The 23,436-nt window shown below is 57.3% G+C and carries 21 protein-coding genes; 2 read left to right on the top strand and 19 right to left on the bottom strand.

The features are described from left to right. Nucleotides 1-37: 37 nt before the first annotated feature. The 16 genes from B1C80_RS05395 to B1C80_RS05320 form a co-directional block, all read right to left on the bottom strand. A complete protein-coding gene (locus B1C80_RS05395) occupies nt 38-1,105 on the bottom strand; it encodes an AI-2E family transporter (RefSeq protein ID WP_077920021.1) in 1,068 nt (355 codons plus the stop codon). Nucleotides 1,106-1,213: 108 nt separating this feature from the next. Then, a complete protein-coding gene (locus tag B1C80_RS05390) occupies nt 1,214-2,587 on the bottom strand; it encodes an L-serine ammonia-lyase (protein ID WP_077920020.1) in 1,374 nt (457 codons plus the stop codon). Between the two features lie 27 nt (nt 2,588-2,614). Further along, nucleotides 2,615-3,370, bottom strand: coding sequence for an oxygenase MpaB family protein (locus tag B1C80_RS05385; protein WP_077920019.1), 756 nt, complete (start codon nt 3,368-3,370; stop codon nt 2,615-2,617). Nucleotides 3,371-3,388: 18 nt separating this feature from the next. Further along, a complete protein-coding gene (locus B1C80_RS05380; RefSeq protein ID WP_077920018.1) occupies nt 3,389-4,114 on the bottom strand; it encodes an OmpA family protein in 726 nt (241 codons plus the stop codon). 46 nt (nt 4,115-4,160) lie between these two features. Next, nucleotides 4,161-5,819 (bottom strand): hypothetical protein, encoded by a 1,659-nt coding sequence (locus tag B1C80_RS05375; RefSeq protein ID WP_077920017.1) that lies wholly within the window; start codon nt 5,817-5,819, stop codon nt 4,161-4,163. Between the two features lie 44 nt (nt 5,820-5,863). Beyond that, nucleotides 5,864-8,122, bottom strand: a complete 2,259-nt coding sequence (locus B1C80_RS05370) for a hypothetical protein (protein WP_077920016.1) — start codon at nt 8,120-8,122, stop codon at nt 5,864-5,866. Continuing rightward, nucleotides 8,119-9,339: a BatA domain-containing protein gene (locus tag B1C80_RS05365; protein ID WP_077920015.1), complete on the bottom strand. Its 1,221-nt coding sequence runs from the start codon at nt 9,337-9,339 to the stop codon at nt 8,119-8,121. The genes B1C80_RS05370 and B1C80_RS05365 overlap by 4 nt, the downstream gene beginning before the upstream one ends. A 2-nt stretch (nt 9,340-9,341) precedes the next feature. Further along, complete coding sequence (locus tag B1C80_RS05360) at nt 9,342-10,193, bottom strand: DUF58 domain-containing protein (RefSeq protein ID WP_077920014.1); 852 nt, start codon at nt 10,191-10,193, stop codon at nt 9,342-9,344. Between the two features lie 82 nt (nt 10,194-10,275). Then, nucleotides 10,276-11,250, bottom strand: a complete 975-nt coding sequence (locus B1C80_RS05355; protein WP_077920013.1) for a MoxR family ATPase — start codon at nt 11,248-11,250, stop codon at nt 10,276-10,278. 101 nt (nt 11,251-11,351) lie between these two features. Further along, nucleotides 11,352-11,969 (bottom strand): DUF4159 domain-containing protein, encoded by a 618-nt coding sequence (locus B1C80_RS05350; protein ID WP_077920012.1) that lies wholly within the window; start codon nt 11,967-11,969, stop codon nt 11,352-11,354. 73 nt (nt 11,970-12,042) lie between these two features. Then, the gene (locus B1C80_RS05345; RefSeq protein ID WP_077920011.1) at nt 12,043-12,549 is read right to left on the bottom strand and encodes a GNAT family N-acetyltransferase; all 507 of its coding nucleotides are present in this window, start codon (nt 12,547-12,549) and stop codon (nt 12,043-12,045) included. Nucleotides 12,550-12,570: 21 nt separating this feature from the next. Then, nucleotides 12,571-13,038, bottom strand: coding sequence for a DUF1572 family protein (locus tag B1C80_RS05340; protein WP_317126229.1), 468 nt, complete (start codon nt 13,036-13,038; stop codon nt 12,571-12,573). A 39-nt stretch (nt 13,039-13,077) separates the two neighbouring features. After that, a complete protein-coding gene (locus B1C80_RS05335; protein ID WP_077920009.1) occupies nt 13,078-14,415 on the bottom strand; it encodes a TldD/PmbA family protein in 1,338 nt (445 codons plus the stop codon). Nucleotides 14,416-14,438: 23 nt separating this feature from the next. Further along, nucleotides 14,439-16,079: a TldD/PmbA family protein gene (locus B1C80_RS05330; protein WP_077920008.1), complete on the bottom strand. Its 1,641-nt coding sequence runs from the start codon at nt 16,077-16,079 to the stop codon at nt 14,439-14,441. Nucleotides 16,080-16,164: 85 nt separating this feature from the next. After that, nucleotides 16,165-17,505: a TldD/PmbA family protein gene (locus tag B1C80_RS05325; RefSeq protein ID WP_077920007.1), complete on the bottom strand. Its 1,341-nt coding sequence runs from the start codon at nt 17,503-17,505 to the stop codon at nt 16,165-16,167. A gap of 123 nt (nt 17,506-17,628) precedes the next feature. Then, a complete protein-coding gene (locus B1C80_RS05320; RefSeq protein ID WP_077920006.1) occupies nt 17,629-19,272 on the bottom strand; it encodes a TldD/PmbA family protein in 1,644 nt (547 codons plus the stop codon). Nucleotides 19,273-19,488: 216 nt separating this feature from the next. On the opposite strand from B1C80_RS05320, the gene B1C80_RS05315 reads away from it, so the two are divergent. After that, nucleotides 19,489-19,704: a hypothetical protein gene (locus tag B1C80_RS05315; RefSeq protein WP_077920005.1), complete on the top strand. Its 216-nt coding sequence runs from the start codon at nt 19,489-19,491 to the stop codon at nt 19,702-19,704. 76 nt (nt 19,705-19,780) lie between these two features. On the opposite strand, the gene B1C80_RS05310 is transcribed toward B1C80_RS05315, so the two are convergent. From B1C80_RS05310 to B1C80_RS05300, 3 genes are all read right to left on the bottom strand, one after another. Continuing rightward, the gene (locus B1C80_RS05310) at nt 19,781-20,872 is read right to left on the bottom strand and encodes a RimK family alpha-L-glutamate ligase (protein ID WP_077920004.1); all 1,092 of its coding nucleotides are present in this window, start codon (nt 20,870-20,872) and stop codon (nt 19,781-19,783) included. 73 nt (nt 20,873-20,945) lie between these two features. After that, nucleotides 20,946-21,419: a DinB family protein gene (locus B1C80_RS05305; protein WP_161492717.1), complete on the bottom strand. Its 474-nt coding sequence runs from the start codon at nt 21,417-21,419 to the stop codon at nt 20,946-20,948. Nucleotides 21,420-21,431: 12 nt separating this feature from the next. Then, nucleotides 21,432-22,136, bottom strand: a complete 705-nt coding sequence (locus tag B1C80_RS05300; protein ID WP_077920002.1) for an esterase family protein — start codon at nt 22,134-22,136, stop codon at nt 21,432-21,434. Between the two features lie 373 nt (nt 22,137-22,509). Between B1C80_RS05300 and B1C80_RS05295 the strand changes: the two genes are divergently transcribed. After that, the gene (locus B1C80_RS05295) at nt 22,510-23,355 is read left to right on the top strand and encodes an esterase family protein (RefSeq protein WP_077920001.1); all 846 of its coding nucleotides are present in this window, start codon (nt 22,510-22,512) and stop codon (nt 23,353-23,355) included. Nucleotides 23,356-23,436: the final 81 nt, after the last annotated feature.

Here is a 23,436-nt window from a genome sequence, read left to right as displayed (position 1 = left end):
GGGAGCGGTTTTAGGAATAACGTACTAACGACTAGCCTTATACGCGTCGTTCGACAACCTTCTCCACCTTGGCTTCGTCTTCGGCCACTTCTTCGCGCTGATCACGGTTCTGGCGTTCAAATACCTGCATCAGTACGATGAAGTACGAGAGCAGGAGGGGACCAATGACCAGACCAAGGATCCCGAAAATAGGAACGCCCAATACGATACCAGCCAGAGTGACAAGCGGGTGAATGTCGCCCATTTGTTTGGCCAGTGCGATCCGGAGCAGGTTGTCGATGTTGATGATGACCACGATGCCCACCACCAGAATGCCAACACCCTGACCCGTATTACCCTGCGAGAGCTGGATAAGGCCGGCCGGTCCCCAGACCAGGGGTGTGCCCAGCACCGGAATGAAGGCCATAAAAAAGGCTACGGTTCCCCAGAAGGGTGCGTCGGGTACGCCAAAGATCCAGAGCGTCAGTCCGGTCAGTACCCCCTGCACCAAACTAACCAGTGCCTGTCCCAATACGTTGGCATTCACGTTGTTCTTGAGCGATTCGCCCAGTTCGCGCTGGGTGTCGCGCTTGAAAGGCAGGTACTTCTGCAGGCCTGACTGGAAGGCTTCCTGCTGTACGAACATGAAGTAGAACGTGAAGAACATCAGGCCGATGATGACGATAAAATCAAGCGCCCCGCCCGCCAGCGATGGGAGCAGCCGACTAACATAACCCGCGCCCTGCTGAACGATCTGCCGGATGTTCTGCGGACTCGTAATGCGGAATCCGGTCAGTTCTTCGCCTTTGTGGATCAGGTTCAGGATGTCGTCGGCGTTCTGACTGTAGTACTGAATCCGGCCGACCAGCATCAGGCTCAAGGTCAGAAACGGCATGATGATGACCACAAATGAAAACAGGATCAGCATGGCCGTAACGAGCTGCCGGTTCCATTTTCGTTTGTGGACCAGCGCCGTAAACCAGGGTCGAAAAACTACGTATAGGATGCCGGCGCCCAGAAAGGCCGATGCGTAGCCACGCAGCCCGGCAATGATGAAGCCCGCAATAATGATCAGACTCGTAATGAGCAGGATCCGCTGTTGTTTGGGAGTGTAAATTGTTGCCATTCGTTGGGCGGGTAGTAACCCGCTTTCATTGAGTATTTACCACGAATTGTGATTCGCAATACATAAACAGCTGAACAGCCCTGTATTGTTTGAATCATCATGGGTTGATCAGCATTCCGTAGCACTCAGCGCCAGCCCAGCTTCGGAGGTTTCCTTGTACTTCGTCGACATATCGCGGCCCGTCGCTTTCATCACCTTGATCACGGCGTCGAGCGAAATCTTCTGCGACGAAGGGGCTCCCGAGGTGGCCAGCAGGTACGCATTGTAGGCTTTTACGGCCCCCATGGCGTTCCGTTCGATACACGGGATCTGAACATAGCCGCCAATGGGGTCGCAGGTCATGCCGAGGTGGTGTTCAATGGCAATTTCGGCGGCTGCTTCAATAGCGCTGATGCTGCCGCTGGGCTGGGCGCATCGGGTCAGGAAGGCCGCCCCCATTGCCGAAGCCGTGCCGATCTCGCCCATACAGCCCATCTCGGCACCGGAAATGCTGGCATTATGTTTCACCAGAAAACCAACGGCCGCAGCCGCCAGCATACCGGCCCGGAGGGTAGCCCGGTCGTAATGAAAATGGTGTTTGGCCAGAAAGGTCAGGCCCGGAATAACGCCCGACGCCCCCGAGGTAGGGGCGGTGACGACAATGCCGCCGGCTGCGTTTTCTTCAGAAGCGGCCAGGCAGTACGCGTTCAGAAAAATCAAAAAACTGTCTGAAGCATTGGCCATCGTTTTGGCCTGCTGGTATAACACCGGTGCTTTTCGGCTTAGCCGGATCGATCCGGGCAGTACGCCTTTGTGACGGAGCCCCCGCCGAACGGCTTTGTGCATGAATTCCAGCAACTGGTCGAGCCGCTGGTTCACCTCGGTCCGGCTCCGGCTGGTCAAGGCCATTTCGTTAGCCAGCAGGAGCGCATCGAGCGATAGGGAATGCTGGGTGAGCTGCTGCTTCAGCTCGGTCATGGTACTGTACGGATAGGGGACTGAAACCGTCGATGGGCTGATTTCCGGTTCACCCTTGCGGCTGATGAAGCCGCCCCCCACCGAATAATATTCTTCCTCGGCCAGCGTCTCGCTGCCAGCCGTCAGTCGGAGCACCATCGTATTGGCAAAGGGAGAGTCGTACCGCTTTCGCTCAAAATGAATATGCTGCGGCCCCACCAGAATCAGCTGGTCGCCAACGGGTACCGGATACAGCGTAGTCGGGTCTTTCAGTAAAGCCAGGAGCGCGTCAGGATCGGTGGTTTCCGGTTGCCAGCCGAGCAGGCCAGCCACGACGGCCCGGTCGGTACCATGACCTTTACCGGTGGCACTGAGCGATCCGTAGAGGTGAACATGAATAGCATCGGGCACTGGCCGACCGGCTAGTGCGCTGATCCGCTGCCGAAAATCGAAGGCCGCTTTCATCGGCCCAATGGTATGCGAACTGGATGGTCCCGGACCGACCTTGAACAGATCGAACACCGAGGTAGTAATCGGATTAGTCATGTTGATGGGTGTTGGCAAAATGACCGCTTATCGGTCTAAACCTCGAATCTGGCCAAGATACTCGGTTGGCAGCAAAATTCGTTGTACGGCCGATCGCAACCCTAGTGTATTGAGGACTTTATACAGGCCGATGGAATGAATCAGGGCAGGCTTTTTGGGAAGACCAAGCGGCTGCCGCACCTGTTCGGGCACCAGCATGCCCTGTACCTGTCGCAGCAGATCGTAACGCCAGTTTCCCAGCTGCTCGCGGTAGCGCTGAAACAGCCGGTCGGTATAGTCGCTGCGGGTCAGGTCGCGGTTGAGGTGAACGAGACGATCGATTTTCCAGTCGCCATACGAAGCGGGTAAGTCCGGAACGTTCATGCCCGCGCCCACTGCCCGGAAGGTCGAGTAGAGTTCATCCCGTTCGGCATCGGTCAGCGGACGGTGCAGCGTCTGGTAGGCCCGCTCCGAATAATCGATCAGCATATACAGTACGTTGCGGTAGGCCCATTCGGGAATTTCATAGCCGCGTTTCTTCTCCACGCCCCCATGAATCGCGCCCATGCGGGCAATGGCCTGCCGGGCCTGTGCCTCGGGCGCAAACACGATTTCCTGCGCGTAGCGAACGGTCGAGAACAACCGGGCAATCGGGTCGGCTGGGAGTTTGCCGGTAAAGAACAGCCAGTCTACGGCCCGGTTCAGAGCAAACTCAGCGGCCGAGCCGGCAAAGACCAGCAGAATTACATCGGCATCGCCCCAGATCTGCCGGACAATGGAGCCGGGTTGAACAAAGTATTTCATCAGACGTCATCAGTGCGCTTATAACGCTAAGACAACGAATTCGACCCGTCGGTTCTTTCGTTTATTTTCTTCCGAGTCGTTGGGGGCTGCCGGGCGGGCATCGCCGTAGCCATTGATCCGAAGTCTGTCTTCGGCAATACCACTGCGAATGAGATAGCTGCGGATAACTTTCACCCGGTTTTCCGACAGGGCCTGGTTGAGTCGGCGGTCGCCAACGTTGTCGGTATGGCCCACAATTTCGATAACCAGTTTTGGCGTAGTGACCAGGGTTTTAACCAATTTATCGAGCTGCGGATACGACTCAGGGCGCAGGATATAACTACCCTGGTCAAAGTAAATATTGTCGAGCCGGAACGCCTGGTTCACGCGCAGGTTGCTGAAAACGCTGTCAGGTCTGGTATATTTCTCCAGCAGGATGGTATACGCATAATCCGGGCAGGTATCGCAGGTGACCACCATCACCTCTTCGGCCTCCAGGTAACCCGGCGATTTGGCAATTACCGTCAGCGTGTCCGTACGGGTCAGGATAAACATGAACCCGCTGGGGGGCTTCGATGTGCCCTCCCATTTCTTTTTGGCCCGCCGGGCCTCAATCCTGAACTGGGTGGGCAGTTCGGCGGAGGTCTTGTCATCAACGGCCCTGATGACAAACTCCGTCCGTTGGGTCTTTACGAGGGCCGGAGCCTGGCCTGCCGCCAGCCCGGCATACAGCCAGCCGATAACAACTAAAAATAGGAAGCGCATGACGTATGGGTAGCAATCAACGCTAACGCCCGCAAATAAAGTGCCGTTATTGCTTCGGCTCGACCCATAAAATGCCCAGTACCAGAATAAAAGCCGCCAGCCATACCCAACTCGGAATGGTTTCGCTGGTGGTCGGGGAATTTGCACCCGCACCCGCCGACGAATCTGCATGAGCCAGCATGAGCTGACGAACCCGCGCCCGGCTGCCGACCGGATCGCCGGGAACCGGCTCGCGCACAAATAGGGCCAGTGAGTCGGAAACGGGCTGCCAGCCCGCCACGGTGGGCCTGTAGTCGCCCTGTACCGAGCGGTTGTTGAGCGGAGCCGTCGCGAGCCGGACCGTATCGGGACCTGCCAGCAGGGCGCTGAGCAGTCGGCTCGTATTGTTGAGCTGAACCGGTTCGGCAATACCCCGAATCAGGGGCGCATCGGCCTGGAGCTGGGTTTCGTTGGTGGGGTAGGTCAGCGCCAGAATTGCCGTCCAGATGCGGGTGTAGGTCAGGCTGTCGCCACTGAGAGCCAGGGGAAATGTGTCGCTGAGCAGGCTTGCCGCCACGCGGGCGGGCGGACTCTGAGCCGATGCGCCCCGGGCTGTGATGCGTTGTGCCGCCACGGGATACACCGCTGCCGATGATTGATTCACGGCCTCGGCAAAGCGGTAGGGCAGGGCGGTCAGTCCATCGCTTACCGGTACGGTTGGCTCCGTCGCGATCCGGTGAACCTGCCAGCGGCTGCCCAGCGCCTGATTGATGGTTCGGCAATCGGCTTCGGGGTTAGTCAGGTTAATGAACAGCACCGCCCGCCCGTCGGCTGCGGCTTTTCGAACCGCTGCGCTACCTGCGTTAGACGGGTCGGTAACGATCAGGTCGGCTGGAGCCGTTGATGAGGTGGCGTTGATCCGTACGTCGCTGCTGATGTTTTTGGAAAGGGTAGCGGTTAGCTGCACCGAGTGGCCGTGCCGTCCCAGCCAGTCGGCCAGGGTCTTGCTCTCGAAATCGGGACTGTCCTGCAAAAACTGCACCCGCATCGGCCTAAGCGGGCGGCTGAAAAAATGAATACTGTCGATGGAATTTCCCTTCAGCACCAGTTCGACCCGCGACCGACCGCGGGCGAAGGCTGGAAACCGGAGCGAAAAAGGAGTTTCGCCTGCCGGGAGCATCAGGCTGTCCAGCGTTTGATTCCCGTACCGGACCGTCAGCCTCTGTTTGCCCGATGAGTTGATCCGCCCTGTAATGCGCTGCAGTTCGCCCTGACCAACAACGGCTTTCCAGTGGAGGTCCCGCGCCTGATCAGGGGCGTTGTAGGGCACCCATCGCAGGGCCGCCTGGCTCAGGCTGGTCAGCGTTTCGGTCGGAAAAGCCTGGCCTACCAGCGTCACCGAGTCGTAGCGGGGTTTGAAGCGGGCGCTCGTAAAGCTGGCTTTCAGGTGCAGGCTATCCCTGACGTGTTGGGCAAAGGCGCCGGGGACGTCGTCACCAACCAGCAAAGCGTGGGAAGTCGGTTGGGCAGACGGCCAGGTCGGTTGCAGCACGAACGCCACGGCCAGCAGCCAGAGCAGCCCATTCAGCCCCGCCCGGAGCCACTTACGGCCCGGAGGCAGCGATTTATTACGGAAAAGCAGCCCCATCTGCACCACCAGCATGACAAGCAGAGCCAGCAGCGTAGCGATGACAAATGGATTGGTTACGGGAAGGGTTGTATGCATCGAAAATAGCCAGGTTGTATGACCAGTTAATTCGGTGGGCTGGTTTACAGATGCCGCCAGAACGCCCGTTCCAGGGCCGGACTGCTTCTATAGGCCGCTTCGGTCTGTTTAGTCGGATTGCTTAGCGCGTACAGTCTGGTTTTCAGGCTCGTTTTCTCCGCGGCTGATAAGGGCTTTCCGTTGGTTAACTTCTGCAGACTGGCCAGCACCGACCAGTTGGTCAGACCGCTGTTGAGGGTTCGGTCTGCGAGCGCATTACCGAGCTGCTGAACCGTGAACCGTTGTTGGGCGGTTAGCTGCGGCTGGTCCAGATACCCCAGTACGTCGGCGACCATCGGTGCTATCTGTACCTGGCTGATGGTGCGGCTCTGCCGGTTGGTGGGGTCAACGTTCGTTAGCTCGCCCGTCAGGCGGGTTTCCTTTTCCTTGATGGGGGGCGGGTCGAACCCGGTTTTTTTGACGTATGAGCGGGCTTTCTGCTGCGAGAGCTTCAGAAACTCCAGTGCCTTGCGCTCAAAGGGCAACGCTTTCTCGGGTTCATACAGGCGCAGGTGCAGTTCCGACTGCCACATGTTCTCCAGCGCCATCTTCAGCAGCGACCGGGTCGATTGTTCATGAAAGGTGTTGGTCTCGGCATCGTCGTGCGAGTGGATGTACTGCTCCATCAGGGCCGCTACCGGGTCTTTATCGGTAACGGCCGGTCCGCCCCCGTGGTTATGCCCGTCATGGTCATGCCCTTCATGTCCGCCCGATGGTGGCCCGCCATGCTCACCTTCGCCCTCATCGTGCTTGTGCATGTACTGCTGAATAGCGGCAAACCCGGCTACCGGATCCCCATCGCGGTCGGTCGGCAGCGCATCGCCCCCGCCAATCGATTTCTCGAACTCTTCGCCCAGAAACTGGCCGTACCGCAGCCGGAGGGCTTTCTGGTCGAAACCAATTTCGTTCGAACTGCTCTTAAAGACGTGCGTCGGGTTAGCGGGGTCAGGCATCCGTTTGCGCGTGGCGATGAGCTTCTCCGTATCAATGATGATCTGCCGCTGGCTCCTGAAATACTCGGGCATGATATTAACGGCCATGGTGGCCAGCTCGCTTTCTTCCAGCTTCGTGGTGTCTTTGTAGACTACAAAGTAGGTATCTGACTTGGTAAAGTTCGGCTCTGGCTGGCGGTTGTCGAAGGCGGCCCAGTAGTAATACAGCTCATCGCCGGGGGCAAACTGCAGGGCGTTCAGATTCAGGGTTTTGGTGAGTTTCGCTTCGCGGAAATTCCTGGGCTCCAGCGGCATTCGCATCTCCCGGAACTTGACGTTCTCGCCCGATCCCCGCGCCACCGTCGCTACGATAAAGGCCTGCGATACGCTGAAGTCGTCAGAGATCGTGGCGGTAACGGTCAGCGTTTTAGGGTCTTTGAGGAGATGGAACGTGTACAGTTCTTTCGACCCGGGCTCAATTTTCGGGGCCAGGTCGGGCTGGGCTTCGAGCCGGAAAAAGTCGGACTGGTACACCAGCGAATCGGTTGTTTTGCCCCGATGGCTGGTTCGCCAGTAGGCTTTAAGGGCGTAAAGTCCCGAATTAACCAGCCGATCCTGGTGCACGAAACCAGTGGCCGACGCCTGAAACGGAATCTCCTGCCCCCGGCTGTTTACCAGCCGAACCGATACGTGTTCTGAGGTGCTGAACTGAACCCGCCAGGTCAGTTCGGAGCCGACAATAGCCGACGCGTTGAGATTGGCCGACCGCCGAAGGGGCAGACGGGTGTAGGCCGGAGGCTGCACCTGAAGCTCGGCCGATCGGAAGACGGGCGGCTCGGGTGAGCGATCGGCGGGTTGTTGCCGGGCCAGGGTAAATCCTTTCGGCCCCGGTCCCGGCGATCCCTGCTGCCGCAGCAGCGGATAGCCCGCGTATACGGCCAGCGCAGCCAGCAGAACGCCGGCATACAAGCCACTATTTCTAAGGATTACGCCCGGTACCTGAACATCCCGAACGCGTTCGGCCAGGCGTTCGAGCTGAAGCTGTTCGGCCAGGTTGAGCTGGGATTTTTCCAGCAGGGGCAGGCTGTATTCAACGTCGCCAACGGTCTGGTGAATCAGCTGGACGGCCTGGGGTTTTTTATCCTGATACAAGCGGGTGAGCCAGGCACCCAGCCCCAGCCCCACCAAACCAGCCAGAAAAGACCAGAGCGAGGGGCCTGTCAGGGTCGCTACCAGCAGCCAGGCGGCTACGCCCAGCAACAGACTTCTGAGCAGCGCATTGGCGTAGAGCCGGTACGTAACCGACGATAAAGCGCGTTGGAGTTCGTTCATGCGTTTTTGGTCAGCGCGATCCAGCGTTCGAGTATCAATAAAACGATCAGGAGCAGGGTCAGCGCGTGTTGCAGACCAGCCTGTTGTACGGGGTCGGGTTTGGCCGTGGGGACGAAGAGCGCCCGTAATGCCGACTGGCTGAGCGGAGCCCGGTTGTCGAGCAGGCCGAGATGCCGGACCAACTTGTCGCCCAACCATTCGGGTAGCTGGCCGCTGGCTACTAGCTCCGAGGCTGGGGGTGTCAGACTCTCGTTAGTGAATACCACATTGTCGGCGGGGACCGTCTGGGCTACTCCCGACACGACATACAGCGTTTGCGGGTTCGGCCGGAGAGGAGATCGGTTGGTCAGCACCCAGTCATAAACCGTTCCTGGTGCGGCTTTTTCATCGATCGTGAAGCCGAGTGAGTATACATCCGTCAGCGCCTGCAACGCAGCCCGAACCGTTTGCCGCTGTGGCTTGTCGGGGTAGTAGAGCAGCACCCGCAGCGGGCCGGAGTGAGCCGGTGCCGACTGAAGAGAAAGTGACGGGTCGGGCGCGGCTGTCGTGGTCAGTACGCCCGCCCGGTTAACCAGTAGTTTTTTCGAGTTGCCGAGATTCAGAAACGGGCGTGGTCGCACCGACGAATCGACCATCGTATGGAGCCGATATCGGGCCGGAACCGAAATGGCGGGTACATCAGCCAGCCTGGGGTCATTGACCAGATACAGATGCAGCTCGGTGTTCGTATGGGGTAGCTGGTCGATGGCGGTCTGAAGGGTCAGGCCGCTCCATGAACCAGATGAACGGGTCGCCCCGTTGGTGGTCGGCTGGTCAGGCAGTGCGCCGGCTTCGTTCATTAGCTCCGGTTGGCGGGTGGCCCAGTACACTTTCTCGCCTTTTCGACGGGCTTCGGCCAGCTCGAACCGAAAGTTGGTAGTGATCCGGTTACTGGGCTGAACGAGGTGAATGCGCTGAACGGTCTTATCGGTGGTCAGTCCCCGGAGCAGGGGCTGGGCCAGCAGAGCCGCCAGCAGCAGGAGCAGCAGACAGCGTACGAGCAGCAGCCATCGGTTGTCGAGCCGCAACCCCCGGCTTTGTTGCTGGTCGCGTTCGGTGAGCCAGCGGGTGGCAGCCCAGGGCAGGGGCGTTCCGCGCTTCTGGTGCCAGAAGTGGATCGCGATGGGAATGGCAATGGCCAGCGCCCCCCACAGCAAAGCCGGTTCTATAAACGACATAACTAACGCAGCAAAAAGGTTTTTAATACCAGCGCAATCGGCTCGCTCAGCCGCACCCGGATGAGCCGGACGTGCGGAATCCGCAGGGCTTCATCCAGCCTGGCCAGATAGTCCGATGCCCGTTGCCGGACTTCGTCGCGTACCGCTTCGGCCTGGAGTTCAAGCTCCTGGCCGGTTTCCATATCCTGGAACCGATAAAACCCGCTCAGGTCGAAGGTCAGTTCCGTATCGCCCAGCAGCTGAAAGATAACGATCTCCCGACGTGGCCCGGCTATGTTTCGGATGAGATTCAGCCACTCGTCGCCCACCTGCAAAAAGTCCGATGCCATAATGAGCAGTTCGCTTTGTTTCCGGCTGAATTCCGGGAAGCTAGTGCTGTCACTTTGCCAGGACCCCGCGGCCCGAGCCGACTCCAGCGTCGCTACCACCTTCTGAAACGACGACTTACCGGCGGCTACCATCAGCTGAACAGCGCCGTTCTGCAACCCGTACAGGCTCAGCTGATCGCCCTGCCGGTTGCCGATGTAAGCCAGCGAAGCCAGCAGAATCTTGGCATAGGCCAGCCGGTTCACGCCCGCTTCGGTATAATTCATCGAGCCCGACAGATCGAGCAGCAATCGAATATGCTGGTTACTCTCGGTAGACGACTCCCGAATGAGATGATGGCCGGTCTGGGCAAACCGTTTCCAGTCGATCCGTTTCGGATCATCGCCGGGTACGTAATGCCGAAACTGCTCAAACTCGGTTCCCACCCCCGACCGGCGGCTGGCCTGGATCCCAAGCAGCAGCTCATCGCTGACCAGCTTGCCGGCCAGCTGAAGGTTGTTGAGTTTGATGAGATCGGTACTGAGCATGTTGATTCGTTTTCAGAGTTGAGGTCATGATCACTAAACACCGTGGTCCATGGGGTCGGCGCTGTAGCTCGTCCGGACACATTTACTTCACCGCTTTCAGCAGTTCATCGATGACCCGATCGGTCGTGATGCCTTCGGCGTCGGCGCGGAAGTTGAGGGCGATTCGATGTCGCAGGATCGGGAAGGCCAGCGCCCGGATATCGTCGGGGGTTACCGAGAATCGTTCGTTCAGCACGGCCCGGGCTTTGGCACAGAGCACCAGCGCCTGCCCCGCCCGCGGCCCCGCGCCCCACTCGACCCATTGTTTGACGAATGCTACCGATGAGTCGGCTGGCCTCGACGCCCGCACCATCCGGTTAATCAGGCTGATCAGTTCGTCGCTGATGTGAACCTGACGGGTCAGTTTCTGGAGGTCGAGGATGTCCTGATCGGTTAGGATCGTTTGCAGGTCGGCGCGACTGGTTCCGGTCGTGCTGCGGAGAACCTCCAGTTCTTCGCGCTCGGAAGGGTAGCTGAGCTTGATATAGAGCAAAAACCTGTCGAGCTGGGCTTCGGGCAGGGGATAGGTGCCGGCCTGTTCGATGGGGTTTTGCGTAGCAATGATCAGGAACGGCTTCGGCAGGGGATAGTCGGTACCGCCGTAGGTAACCTTGTACTCCTGCATGGCTTCGAGCATGGCCGCCTGGGTCTTGGGCGGAGTCCGGTTGATCTCGTCGGCCAGCACCACATTGGCGAAAATGGGCCCCTGGTTGAACTGGAAGAACTTTTTGCCCGTGTTGTGGTCTTCTTCCAGCACTTCGGTACCTACGATATCGCCCGGCATCAGGTCGGGGGTGAACTGGATGCGTTTGAAGCGCATAGCCAGCGCATCGGCCATGGTGCGGACCATAAGCGTTTTGGCCAGGCCTGGCACCCCTTCGAGCAGACAGTGGCCACCCGCCAGTAAGGCCGTCAGAACTTCGTTGACGGCGTCCTGCTGTCCGATGATGACCTTGCCGATTTCAGCCTTCAGCAGCGGAAGCTTGGCCACCAGGGCTTTGTAGTGTTGTGTTTCCAAAATAGTCAGGTTGTATAGAAGGGTACACGGAGAGCAATCAGGTGCCTGAAATTCGCCGGGGCTCCGTGCCTTTCCTCCGCGAATTCTGATGTAGTTTGGGGTCAGGCCGTCAACGCATACGTCACGATATTGACACCGAACTTGGTATTGTCTTCGGCCAGAAACCGTTTGTTTCTAAAATCATAGTCCCATTCGCAGCCGTAATCTTTGTTGCTATACAGCACCCCGATCCGGCCGTTGACGATAATTGCTTTCAGGTAATCATGGACGAGGTCATCGCCCCAGCCATTCAGCTCGAACGAGGTCGTTGGCGGCCCCTCCGGAAATTTAAAAAAACAGCTGTAGATCGGGTGGGTGTTGGGAATCTTCTGCAACGCTTTCGGCCCGAACGTCCGTTCCATCTCCTGCTCGAATGACTTGGCAAACAACCCATCAATGTCATGGTTACAGTCATCGACAAAGACGAAGCCACCATTCTGTACATACCGCTTGAAATAGTCCCGCTCGGTACCCGAAAACTCGACCAGCTTATGCCCGCTGAGGTAGCAAAACGGGCTTTTGAACAGGTCGGGACTGTTGAGCCGCACTACACGCTCTTTCTGGTCGACGGGCAGGGTAGTATACTCCACCAGGGAATGCAGCAGATTCGTAGGCATTCGCTGATCGGTATCCCAGTCGCCGGAGGTGTATTGGATGCGGGTGAAAACGAATGGTTTCAAAATAAGCAGTTGAGTAAGCCGGCAATACCGGCGCGGGTCATATTATACTAACGCGGGTTTGGTGGATATACCATCAGCCGAGTGGTTTTTTCATGATCAGATCGTCCATGATGAAGCCATTGCCAATGTCGATGGTCTCCGACCCTGCCACTGCGAATCCCAGCCGTTCATAAAAGCCAACGGCTTTATTGAACCGGTTTACGTTCAGAGAAAGGGCCTCGTCACCGGCCTGCCGGGCCGCATCGGCTACCGCACCGACCAGTGCGTTTCCTACGCCTTTACCCTGGCTCTCGGGCACGATATACAGCTTGTGAATCTTCGTGACGGGCTGATGCCGATAGGTCAGCTCGTACGAAACATACCCCAGAAAGGTATCCTGGTCGGCTTCCTGCGCCAGTAAAAACACATGCTTCTGCTCATGCACCTGCGCCCGGAGGGCCATCGGGCTGTACATCATCTCCAGCATGTACTGAATCTGCCCGTCGGTCAGAATCTGCCCGAACGTTCCGGGCCAGGTTCGGTAAGCCATGTCGCGGATTACGGGTAAATGCTCGTCGGTAGCTGGTATAATCGTAATCATCTCCTGCGCAGAAACAGCGGACTACTGATCAAGTAGCCGTCTGTGGTAATTGATTTGCCCCAGGTGGTAACCCAGGTGGGTGGCCAGATGAATCAGCAAAAAACCGGTGGTGGTTGGCTCGTTCAGCACCACGATCGGATAGGCCTGCTCCAGCTGCTGATCATCGAGCTGGCGAAGGGTCTGCTCAACAACGGCTATCGTCTGCTCAACCTGATTGATCAGCACTGCTTTGGTAATCCCCTTGAGCGCGAACTCCGCCGGGCGGTCGCGTACGTATCCGGTTTTGCCGAGTTCGGCACCGATATAGGTATTCAGATTGCCCACCAGATGCAGACAGAGGTTCCCTGCCGAGTTGGGAATCTGGCCATCGACTGCCCAGATTTGCTCTTCTGATCGATAGGCGTCAATCTCGTTCCTGAGTCGTTCGAGGTCCCGGCGAAACAGCGCCTGTAGGGTATCCAGCACCATGCGGTAGTTGATAAATAGCAAATAGCCATCGGATGGGGGCCACCCGATGGCTACGGATGGCTATACGGCGTCTGACAGGCTGGTGAAGGTAAACTCCCGGATCTTCATGGGCGGAATCAGGTAGTTCTGATCCGACTCCGTGCTGACCACGCGCTCTGGCTTGCCCAGGGCTTCGAGGTTGTTGAGCATGATGATCGGGCTTTCGTTGAACCGGAAGTTCTTGACCGGATGCTTGATCTTGCCATTCTCGATGTAGAACGTACCGTCGCGGGTGAGGCCTGTCAGCAGAATCGTTTGCGGATCGACCTCGCGGATGTACCAGAGTTTGGTAACCAGAATACCCCGCTGGGTGCTCTTGATCATATCGTCGAGCGATGAGTTGCCGCCCATCATGATCACGTTGTTGGGGCCCGGCAGCGGTTTTTTACCCTGCTTCTGGGCCCAGTACCGGGAATACGACAGGTTCTTGACAACCCCTTTTTCGATCCACATGGTTTTCTGCTGCGCCTGCCCGTCACCCGACCAGGGCGACGCGGGTAGTTCAGCATTGGTCGGGTCCGAGTAAATCGTGACGCGCTCGTCGACGATCTTGTCGCCAAGCCGGCTTTTACCACCTGACTTGCTGAAATAGGACCGACCTTCATCGGCCGACCGGGCATCCATGTTGAAGAATACGTTCTCCAGGAGTACCACCGCTGCGGTAGGTTCCAGAATGACGGTGTACTTACCTGGTTCGATGGCTCTGGCTTCGGCCGACCCCCGCGCTTTCTGAATAGCGATGCTGGTAGCGGCTGCGGTGTCGAGTTTGGTGATATCGCTATAGCCCCTGGCTACGTAGCCCGACCCTTTGCCGTCTTCGGTGCGGACGGTCAGCGAGAAGTTGACGTTGGTGCTGGGGTAATAGGCAAACAATCCTTTGGAGTTCATCATGGCCGAATAGCCATGACGATCTTCCATAAACCCGGCGGCCGTCAGCCTGGCGTCGCGGGTCAGTTGCAGACTTTTCGCAACGGCTTCGGCCCGGGTGTCGGGGGTGATGTTGGCGGTCGTGTCGAAGAAGCCGTTCGCTTTCAGGTACGTCTGCGGCCCCAGCACGCCCATGTATTCGGGGTTTTCGGGTGCCAGCCGCGCGAGTTCTTCGGCCCGCCGAACCACTTTTTCGAGCGAGGCATCGTCGAACTCGTCGATAGTAGCCGTCCCGACTTTCTTGCCAAATGACGACTGAACAACCAGGTTCTGGTTGGTGAGCGAGCCGCTGGTGCTGACCTCGTTACGGGCATAGCGGACGTTACCGCGTTCTTCGCCCGACAGGTTTACTTCGCACTCGTCGGCTTTCGAGTAGCTCAGGACTTTTTGAAGCAGGGTTTTCGCTTCTGCCTCGGTGAGTATAGTTGCCATGGTAGGTTTGCGGCTAAACGAACTTAGATCTTCCGTGCGGTATTGATCACATTGACGCCATTGAACCGGGTCGTGCTGCTCCCGTGCGACACGGCGCTCGACTGCGGAGGCTGCCCTTTTCCATCGAAGAACGAACCGCCCAGCCGGTAATCTTTCTCATCGCAGACGGCCGCGCAGGAGTTCCAGAATTCCTGGGTGTTCGACTGATAGGCCACGTCTTTGAGCATACCGGCAATTTCGCCGTTCTTGATTTCATAGAACAGCTGTCCGCCAAACTGGAAGTTGTACCGCTGCTGGTCGATGCTGAACGAGCCATCGCCGATGATGTAAATGCCCTTTTTCACGTCTTTGATCATCTGCTGCACGGACAGGGGCGTTTTGCCGGCAGCCAGCGATACGTTCGCCATCCGCTGAAACTGTACGGAACTCCAGCTGTCGGCATAGCAGCAGCCCTGCGACTCGTTCTCGCCGATGATATGAACCTGATCGCGGATGGCCTGGTAGTTGACCAGCGTGCCGTCTTTTACCAGATCCCACTGTTTACATTTTACGCCTTCGTCGTCATACCCAACGGCGCCCAGCGAACCCACCTGGGTTTTGTCGGCCACGAGGTTGACGAGTTTACTGCCGTAGTTGAAATTTTTGCTTTTCCACTTGTCGAGGGTGGCGAAGCTGGTACCGGCAAAGTTGGCTTCGTAGCCCAGTACGCGGTCGAGTTCGAGGGGGTGGCCCACTGACTCGTGGATGGTCAGCCAGAGGTGCGACGGGTCCAGCACGAGGTCATATTTACCCGCTTCGACCGACTTGGCCGCATGCTTGGCCCGCGCCTGCTTGGCCGCGGCCGTTACATCTTCGAGCATGTCGTACCCTTTGTTGTAGCGGGTCGTGATTCCGGTTATCTTGTCCGACGGGTTGGCCTGTAGGTATTCGTAACCCATGCCCATCGGCGCGCTGAGCGACTGACGGGTTTCAAACTTGCCCGTTTTGGGGTCGATGGCGGTGACGGTAAACAGGGGCCACATGCGGTGAATGTCCTGGTCGGCATAGGTGCCGTCGGTCGAGGCAAAGTATTTTTGCTCGTTCACCATGAACAGCACCGAGTTGACGTAGTTGGCACCGTTTTTCAGGGCCGCCCCGTTCACCTCCATCAGCAGATCGACCTTTTCTTTGATGGGCACTTCGAACGCGTTTTTGGTGATCGGCGCTTTCCAGCTTACTTCGCCATAGCCTTTCTGGGGCGCTAGTTGTACCGGCTCTTTCATGAGCCTGGCGTTGGCTTTGGCAATGGCAACGGCTTTCTCGGCGGCTTTGGCGGTGTCGGCTTCGCTGCGGGCATCAACAACGGCGGCAAACCCCCAGCAACCGTCGGCAATCACCCGGACGCCTACCCCGTATGATTCGGTATTGACGATGTTCTGTACCTTGTCTTCGCGGGTAACGACAAACTGGTTCAGGTACCGACCGATACGTACGTCGGTATACGTAGCGCCCCGACTCTTGGCCGCGTTCATGGCCGCATCGGCCAGGCGCTTTTTGGTGGCCACGTCGACGCCTGTTTCGAGCAGGGCTTCCGGCGCAACAGTACGCGAAAAGGCAGGTAGGGAGGGGAGCATCAGCCCGGCTGTGCCCATACCTAGTATGTTGGTAAAGTCTCGACGATTCATGGGATACGTTTGGGATGGGAATTCGGAATGCGTTCATGGTATATGGCTGCCGCCCTGGCCGACCATATACCATGAACGGGTTGAACTAAACGGCGTCTGACAGGGAGGTGAACGTAAAGTCGCGGATCTTCATGGGCGGAATCAGGTGACCACCCGCCCGAACCGGTTTGCCGAGGGCTTCGAGGTTGTTGAGCATGATAACCGGGCTTTCGTTGAACCGGAAATTCTTGACCGGAAACTTGATCTGGCCGTTTTCGATGTAGAACGTACCGTCGCGGGTCAGGCCAGTATAGAGCAGCGTTTGCGGATCTACGGCGCGTATGTACCACAAACGCGTCACCAGAATTCCTTTGTCCGTACTCTTGATCAGATCGGCCAGCGACTGCGTGCCGCCCGCCATGATGATACCTCCCGGCGACGGAATGGCTTTTACGCCTTTTTTGTCGGCCCAGTAGCGGGAATAGTACATGTTTTTGACCACGCCATTTTCGATCCAGGCTACCTTTTCCTGCGGGCGCCCATCGGAGCCACCGCCACCGAACCGGCCACCCCCTCCGCCAAACGGGCTAAGCGGCAATTCGGCGTTCATGGGGTCGGTGATGATGTTGACGCGCTCGTCGAACAGTTTTTCACCGAGTCGGGTGCCGCCCCCTTTTTTGCTCAGGAACGACCGGCCTTCGTCGGCATTGCGGGCGTCCATGCTGCCCATCATGTTCTGCAGCAGTTCGACCGAGGCTGTTGGCTCCAGAATAACGGTGTACTTGCCCGGCTCGAGCGCCCGCGCCGACGACGACGCCAGGGCTTTCTGCATGGCTACTTCGGTGGCCGCTTTGGTGCTGAGTTTGCTCGTATCGTTCACATCGCGGGCCGCATAGCCCGAACCCAGACCGTCGGCAGTACGAACGGTGATGGAGAATTCAACCCCCGTCGAGCGGTTGTAGCCAAACAGCCCTTTGCTATTGCCGATGGCCGAGAACCCCGTCGAGTCCTCGAGGTAACCGGCGGCTGTTAGGTTCTTCTGGCGGCAGGGGTCGATACTATCGAACGCGGCTTTGGCGCGGTATTCGGGGTCTATTTTAGCCGTGCTTTCGGCGTAAGTATTCGTGTCCAGGTATTTCTGGGGGCCGAGCATCGGCATGTACTCCGGGTTCTCGGGCGCCAGCCGGGCAATTTCTTCGGCCCGCCGAACCGTTTTTTCGAGCGAGGCATCGTCGAACTCGTTGATGGTAGCGGTTCCGGACCGTTTGCCATAAACAGCGGTGATGGCCAGGCTCATATTGTCCGACTCCCCGGAGGTCGATACCGAGTTGCGGGCGTATCGGATGTTGCCCGTTCGGCCACCCGACAGGCTGACAGCGGTCTCGTCGGCTTTCGCGTACGAGAGAACCTTGTCGATAATTTTTTTGGCTTCTTCTCTGGTTAGCATTGTCTCTTGAAGGTTGTTCTTACTCGTTTAGGCAGCGGCTGTGCCGGACGATCGATGCCGCGCGGAATCAGGCAATGACTGCCGTCGGGTAGCGTATCGTCGGGCCGAACAGCCTGATGCGGGTTAAATCTTCCGGCCGGTATTGATGACGTTGACGCCGTTGAAGCGCGTCGTGGCCGACCCGTGCGAGACGGCGCTGACCTGGCTGGGTTGACCCTTGCCGTCGAAGAACGAGCCGAAGGTGCGGTAATCGTCCTGATCGCAAAGCTGGGCGCAGGAGTTCCAGAACTCCTGGGTGTTCGACTGGTAGGCGACATCGTCGAGCATACCGACAATTTCGCCATTCTTGATTTCGTAGAACAGCTGCCCGCCAAACTGGAAGTTGTACCGCTGCTGATCGATCGAGTATGAACCGCGGCCAATGATGTAGATGCCCTTGTCGACCCCTTTCACCATGTCGAATACCGAGCGTTTTTCGGACCCCGCCTTCAGCGATACGTTCGGCATCCGCTGAAACTGTACCGAGTTCCAGTTGTCGGCATAGCAGCAGCCGTGCGACTCGTTCTCGCCAATGATAGCCGCCTGATCGCGGATGGCCTGGTAGTTGACCAGGATGCCGTCTTTGATCAGATCCCACTGTTTGCAGGGAACGCCCTCATCGTCGTATCCAACAGCACCGAGCGAACCCACCTGGGTTTTGTCGGCCACGATGTTGACCATTTTGCTGCCGTAGTTGAAATTTTTGCTCTTCCACTTGTCGAGGGTGGCGAAGCTGGTACCGGCGTAGTTGGCTTCGTAGCCCAGCACGCGATCGAGTTCGGTAGGGTGCCCCACCGATTCGTGGATGGTCAGGCCGAGGTGGTTCGGGTCGAGCACCAAGTCATACTTGCCAGGCTGAACGGTTTTGGCCGTCAGCTTCTGCTTCACCTGTTTGGCCGCCAGGGTAGCATCTTCAACCATGTCGTACGAGTTGCGATAGCCGACCAGGCCGTAGGGCGCGGCAATCTTCTCGGAGGCCAGCCCGTCGAGGTATTCGTAGCCCATACCCATGGGAGAGGAGAGCGCATCGCGGGTTTTAAATTTCCCCGACGTGCGGTCAACAGCCGATACCGTAAACGTAGGCCAGATGCGATGCACATCCTGATCGATGTACGAGCCATCGGTCGAAGCAAAATATTTCTGTTCGTTGACAAAGAACAGGTTGGAGGTGACGAAGGCTGCGCCATTCTTCATGGCTTCGCTGTTCACCTTCATGAGCAGATCGATTTTCTGCCCGACAGGAATCTCGAAGGCGTTTTTCTGGAGGGGCGTCTTCCAGGTTACGTCACCAACGCCTTTCTGAGGGGCGAGTTTTACCGGTTCGGTCTGTAGCCGGGAGTTAGCTTTGGCAATAGCAACGGCAGTTTCGGCGCAACGGGCAATGGCTTCGGGCCGAACGTCGCTGGTGGCGGCAAACCCCCAGGTTCCGTTGGCTATTACCCGAATGCCGATGCCGTACGATTCGGCGTTGACAACGTTTTGTACTTTTTGCTCACGGGTAAAGAGAAACTGTTGCAGGTACCGGCCAATGCGCACATCGGTATAGGTAGCTCCTTTACTTTTGGCAGCATTCAGCGCTACATCGGCCAGGCGCTTTTTGGTGGCCGCGTCGGCGCCAGGCTCAAGCAGGCGTTCGGGAGCAACCGTGTTGCCAAGGACCGGAATGCCGGCTACCATCAGGCCACCGATGCCCGCGCCGGACAACTGCATAAACTCTCGTCTTTTCATATTGACTGGTACTGGTTAGAGTTCCCGTTGATGATCGGGTTTGTTCAGCGAACTATTCGCAAACCGCGAATATGGCCAAAAAATGGCTTACTATGTATGGCAAGTTGACTATTTTGTGATGAATGGTAATTGCTTTTGGGTCAGGGTGCCAACGAATATTTGGCAAACCTGTGTTCACCCTATTTCTTTGCTATATAGTACAAAAGCAACCCGACGATGCCTGCAACACCCCAGCAACTGGAAGACTTTATTCAGGATGTGCTGATTAGTCTACATGCCAACATCCGCGATCTGGAAGAGAAACGGGCCTTCGCCGATCCGGAAGAACACGCCTACATTGACGGGCGTCTGTTCAGCTACATCGAGATGCTGGCTATTTTGCGCGCTTCGGCCCGCGATATCGGCATTGATCCCGGCGCCATAGGTTTGTAACGAACGAACCAGCCCCGAGACGGCGTCCTGGGGCTGGTTCTGTAAGCAGGCTGCGGTCAGACGGGCTGACGCCCGGTTATTTCTTCGCCTTTTTAGGCTTGTCTTCCTTCTTGGGTTTGTCGGCTTTTTCAGCTTTGGGCGCTTTGTCGGCTTTGGCTTCTTTGGCGCTTTTTTCGGCCTTTTCGGCTTTTGGCTGTTTCGTGTCCGGCGCGGTCAGGCCCGTGCCGGCTACAGAACCGCGTACAAAGGTGCCCCAGGTCAGGTTATCTTTGCCGGTCTGTACGCGACGGGCCCGCTCGATCGCCATGTTTGCCGCGGCTTCGACAACCCATTCAAAGTTGGCCTGACCTACCGAGTGAATGTCGGCATCGGGGGCGGGGTTGCAGAAGTCGATAGCGATCGGAATACCATCGCGAACGGCAAACTCAACCGTGTTGAAGTCGTAACCCAGGCCGTGGTTCAGTTTCAGTACGTAATCGGTCATGGTGGCCAGCAGCTTTTTGCCCGCATCGCCGGTGGTTTTCATCTCGGCTGCGTAGCGCAGGTGGTGCGGATTCCGTGGCTCATACGGCATGATCCGCACGTCTTTGCCGCCAATGCAGTAGCACCGGAAATAATCGTCGAAATCAATGGCTTCCTGATAGAGCATGACCAGCTGCCCCGTTTCGTCGTAGGCCCGGAACATCTGCTCGGGGTTATCAACTTTGTATACGCTTTTCCAGCCACCACCCGCGTGAGGTTTCATGAACGCCGGAAAGCCAATGTGGTCAAAAATGGCGTCCCAGTTCATGTGCTGAAGGTTGCGGAACGAATTATGGTTGGTATCGTCGGGGCGCTCTTTTGAGGGCAGCAGGATCGTTTTAGGAACGGGCACACCGAGCTGTACCGCCAGCGCATTGTTGAAGAACTTCTCGTCGGCGGCCCACCAGAAGGGGTTGTTGATAACGGCTGTGCCGGTCAGTGCTGCGTTTTTCAGAAAGGCTTTGTAGAACGGTACGTCCTGCGAGATGCGGTCAATGATCACGGCATAGTCCGTGGCCACGCTCTGCTCGACCCGGTCGATGCTGACAAATTCGGCGGTAAACTCGCTTTGCTTTTCGTTGACGCGGTCGACAAAGGCCTGCGGGAACGTATTCTCCTGACCAAAAAGGATACCTATTTTTTTCATACGGACAAGACGGGAAACCCGCCTGGTTTAGCTTGGATTGAACGTGAGACATGGAACGGCCGGGCCGTTTACTTCATAACATGGTTTTCAGATGATGTTCTAAATGGGCAACATAATCCTCGATCAGCCACCCCAGCGTCAGGGTGTCGTCGGTCGGGTTTTCGACCCGAATCGGTTTGCTGAGTAACTCAGCCGGTATTGCCTCGGCCACGTAGATAATCTGGGTATTGAGGCTGCTCCAGAGGCTCAGTAGATGGTCCAGCGGCAGGTCCTGATACCGGTTGGCCAGCACCAGTTCATCCTGCTGGTAGCCCTGAAGCCGGTAAGGACCGTCGGCCAGCGGGGCGTCGGTAAATCGCTTAAGATTGTTCAGCGCCGAGTCGATCAGGTGCCCCAGTAGTTGTTTGCGGGACCATTTGCCCGGTAGATGGTAGGTCAGATCGGCCTCAGAACAGCCGTGTAACCGTTCCGGTACCTGTACCAGATGCGTGCGAAGCCGGTCGAGGGCTGGCGTAATCGTGCCAGTGGGCTGGGCGTAAGCGATCATGGTCCACATTGGTTAGATCATACTCAGATAGCGCGGAAACTGGTCTTTCCAGACGGGCCAGTCATGATCACCCCAGGGCGTGATGTCGAGCGTATGCTGGATGCCTTTACGATTCAGAATATCCGACATCTGGATGTTGCCGCTCTTGCAGAAATCATAGGCTGATGTACCCAGCACAATGTTCATGTGGTGGAACTCCGGGTTCTGGGCGTTGGGCATAAAATCGGGCGGGTTGTTAAAATAAACGTTGTCGTCATAATAACCACCCAGAAACGACCGGATGTCGAAAGCCGCGCCCATGGAGAACAGATGCCCCACCTGGTCGGGGTGCCGGAACGCGAAATTCAGCGCGTGATAGCCTCCGAAGCTGGCTCCCGCCACCCCTATTTTACGGACGTTGCACTCGCGCTGAATACCCGGCACGAACTCTTCGCTCAGGAACCGGTCGTATAAAACGTGGTTCCAGATGCGGGTGCCGGGGTGCAGATGCCTGGCGTACCAGCTGTCCCGATCGATGCTGTCGATGCAGTACAGCTTTACTTTGCCCGTTTCGACAAACCACCGTGCGGTTTCCGTTAGCCCGAAATCCTTATATTCATAATAATGGCCCATGGAGGTAGGAAACAGCACAACGGGGTAGCCCCAGTTGCCGTAAACCAGCATCTCCATGTCGCGGCCCAGGTGATGGGAGTACCACTTGCGATAGTCTTCGTGCACGGTGTTGGTTGATGTTGAGATCAGAAAAAATACGGGTCGAAATTAGCCAAATAGCTGGCATCGGCAAAAACAGCCGCGCGTACGGGAAAAATAACGGCCTCGGCAATCCGCTCAGCCCGAGCGGAAGCCCTGTAACAAGGCGCTGGCGAAGGCCGGTGAACCGGATGGTCGGGCTGGAGATTCGTTGGTGAATGCGCCGGGTGGCCTAATTTTTTTTGGTCTGCACCGGCCAGGCCCTTATTTTGTCAGTCCAAAACAACGGGATGACGGAAACGTAAAGCTGATCGGTTCGGCGTATCCAGCCGTTTGCTGGTTACCTTTACCTAACCGGATATCTGCCGAGGTGATACTACTACTACTTGTACTTGCACACATGACTGAACCATTACCGGCTTCTGTTGCAGCCGATCCGGTTGCCGTAACCGTCCGGCATGATGATTCGCTGGTTTCTGTACCCCTGAACCGAACGGTTCGGCTCGATGTCATTCTGCCGCCTGGTCATCAGGCCGGTGGGTCATCACCAGCGCGCTGGCCGGTTCTGTTTCTGAACGACGGGCAGGATCTGCCGCAGCTGAACATGCAGGCAATACTGGATTCGCTGTACAAGCAGCAGGCGATCCGCCCGTTTGTGCTGGTGGCCATTCACGCGGGCGACCGGATTCAGGAATATGGCACAGCCGCCCAGGCCGACTACATGAAGCGAGGGAGTAAAGCGGCTTTGTATACTGATTTTGTACTCACCGAATTGCTGCCATACGTCCGGAAACACTATCCGGTCAGTGCCGATGCGGCCGACAACGTATTTGCCGGCTTCTCGCTGGGCGGCCTGTCGGCTTTCGATATCGTGTTTCACCATCCCGATCGCTTTAGCAAAGCAGGCGTTTTTTCAGGCTCTTTCTGGTGGCGAAGCCGGGCGTTTGACGGAAAATACTCCGACGATACCGACCGCATCATGCACGCCCTCGTTCGGTCCGGATCATATGCTAAAGGGCTGACGTTCTGGTTTGAAACGGGTACCGACGATGAAACCAGCGACCGAAATAACAACGGAATCATCGACTCGATTGACGATACGACCGATCTGATTGACGAACTGGTCAGAAAAGGCTACGACCGAAACCGGGATATCCGCTACGTGGAGATTCCGGGTGGTCAGCATAACCAGGCGACCTGGAGCCGGATTATGCCCGATTTTCTGACATGGGCTTTTGCCCCATAACACCGGGTTAAACGCTGTTTCCTGCCGGTTTAGCGAAACAGCACGCTGGGCCGGGTGCTACAACGAATGCCCGATTGACAG

Source organism: Spirosoma sp. 209, from assembly GCF_002006735.1.
Lineage (GTDB): Bacteria > Bacteroidota > Bacteroidia > Cytophagales > Spirosomataceae > Spirosoma > Spirosoma sordidisoli.
The sequence above is the reverse complement of the archived record's forward strand: the minus strand, read 5'-3'. Positions and strand labels throughout refer to the sequence as shown.

Excerpts from the sequence above, each read along its gene's own strand:
- B1C80_RS05390 (WP_077920020.1), bottom strand. The coding sequence starts at position 2,587 with ATGACTAATCCGATTACTACCTCGGTGTTCGATCTGTTCAAGGTCGGT.
- B1C80_RS05345 (WP_077920011.1), bottom strand. The coding sequence starts at position 12,549 with ATGATTACGATTATACCAGCTACCGACGAGCATTTACCCGTAATCCGC.
- B1C80_RS05365 (WP_077920015.1), bottom strand. The coding sequence starts at position 9,339 with ATGTCGTTTATAGAACCGGCTTTGCTGTGGGGGGCGCTGGCCATTGCC.
- B1C80_RS05310 (WP_077920004.1), bottom strand. The coding sequence starts at position 20,872 with ATGAAAAAAATAGGTATCCTTTTTGGTCAGGAGAATACGTTCCCGCAG.
- B1C80_RS05295 (WP_077920001.1), top strand. The coding sequence starts at position 22,510 with ATGACTGAACCATTACCGGCTTCTGTTGCAGCCGATCCGGTTGCCGTA.
- B1C80_RS05315 (WP_077920005.1), top strand. The coding sequence starts at position 19,489 with ATGCCTGCAACACCCCAGCAACTGGAAGACTTTATTCAGGATGTGCTG.
- B1C80_RS05320 (WP_077920006.1), bottom strand. The coding sequence starts at position 19,272 with ATGAAAAGACGAGAGTTTATGCAGTTGTCCGGCGCGGGCATCGGTGGC.
- B1C80_RS05305 (WP_161492717.1), bottom strand. The coding sequence starts at position 21,419 with ATGATCGCTTACGCCCAGCCCACTGGCACGATTACGCCAGCCCTCGAC.
- B1C80_RS05380 (WP_077920018.1), bottom strand. The coding sequence starts at position 4,114 with ATGCGCTTCCTATTTTTAGTTGTTATCGGCTGGCTGTATGCCGGGCTG.
- B1C80_RS05395 (WP_077920021.1), bottom strand. The coding sequence starts at position 1,105 with ATGGCAACAATTTACACTCCCAAACAACAGCGGATCCTGCTCATTACG.
- B1C80_RS05375 (WP_077920017.1), bottom strand. The coding sequence starts at position 5,819 with ATGCATACAACCCTTCCCGTAACCAATCCATTTGTCATCGCTACGCTG.
- B1C80_RS05360 (WP_077920014.1), bottom strand. The coding sequence starts at position 10,193 with ATGCTCAGTACCGATCTCATCAAACTCAACAACCTTCAGCTGGCCGGC.
- B1C80_RS05325 (WP_077920007.1), bottom strand. The coding sequence starts at position 17,505 with ATGCTAACCAGAGAAGAAGCCAAAAAAATTATCGACAAGGTTCTCTCG.
- B1C80_RS05385 (WP_077920019.1), bottom strand. The coding sequence starts at position 3,370 with ATGAAATACTTTGTTCAACCCGGCTCCATTGTCCGGCAGATCTGGGGC.
- B1C80_RS05330 (WP_077920008.1), bottom strand. The coding sequence starts at position 16,079 with ATGAATCGTCGAGACTTTACCAACATACTAGGTATGGGCACAGCCGGG.
- B1C80_RS05370 (WP_077920016.1), bottom strand. The coding sequence starts at position 8,122 with ATGAACGAACTCCAACGCGCTTTATCGTCGGTTACGTACCGGCTCTAC.
- B1C80_RS05335 (WP_077920009.1), bottom strand. The coding sequence starts at position 14,415 with ATGGCAACTATACTCACCGAGGCAGAAGCGAAAACCCTGCTTCAAAAA.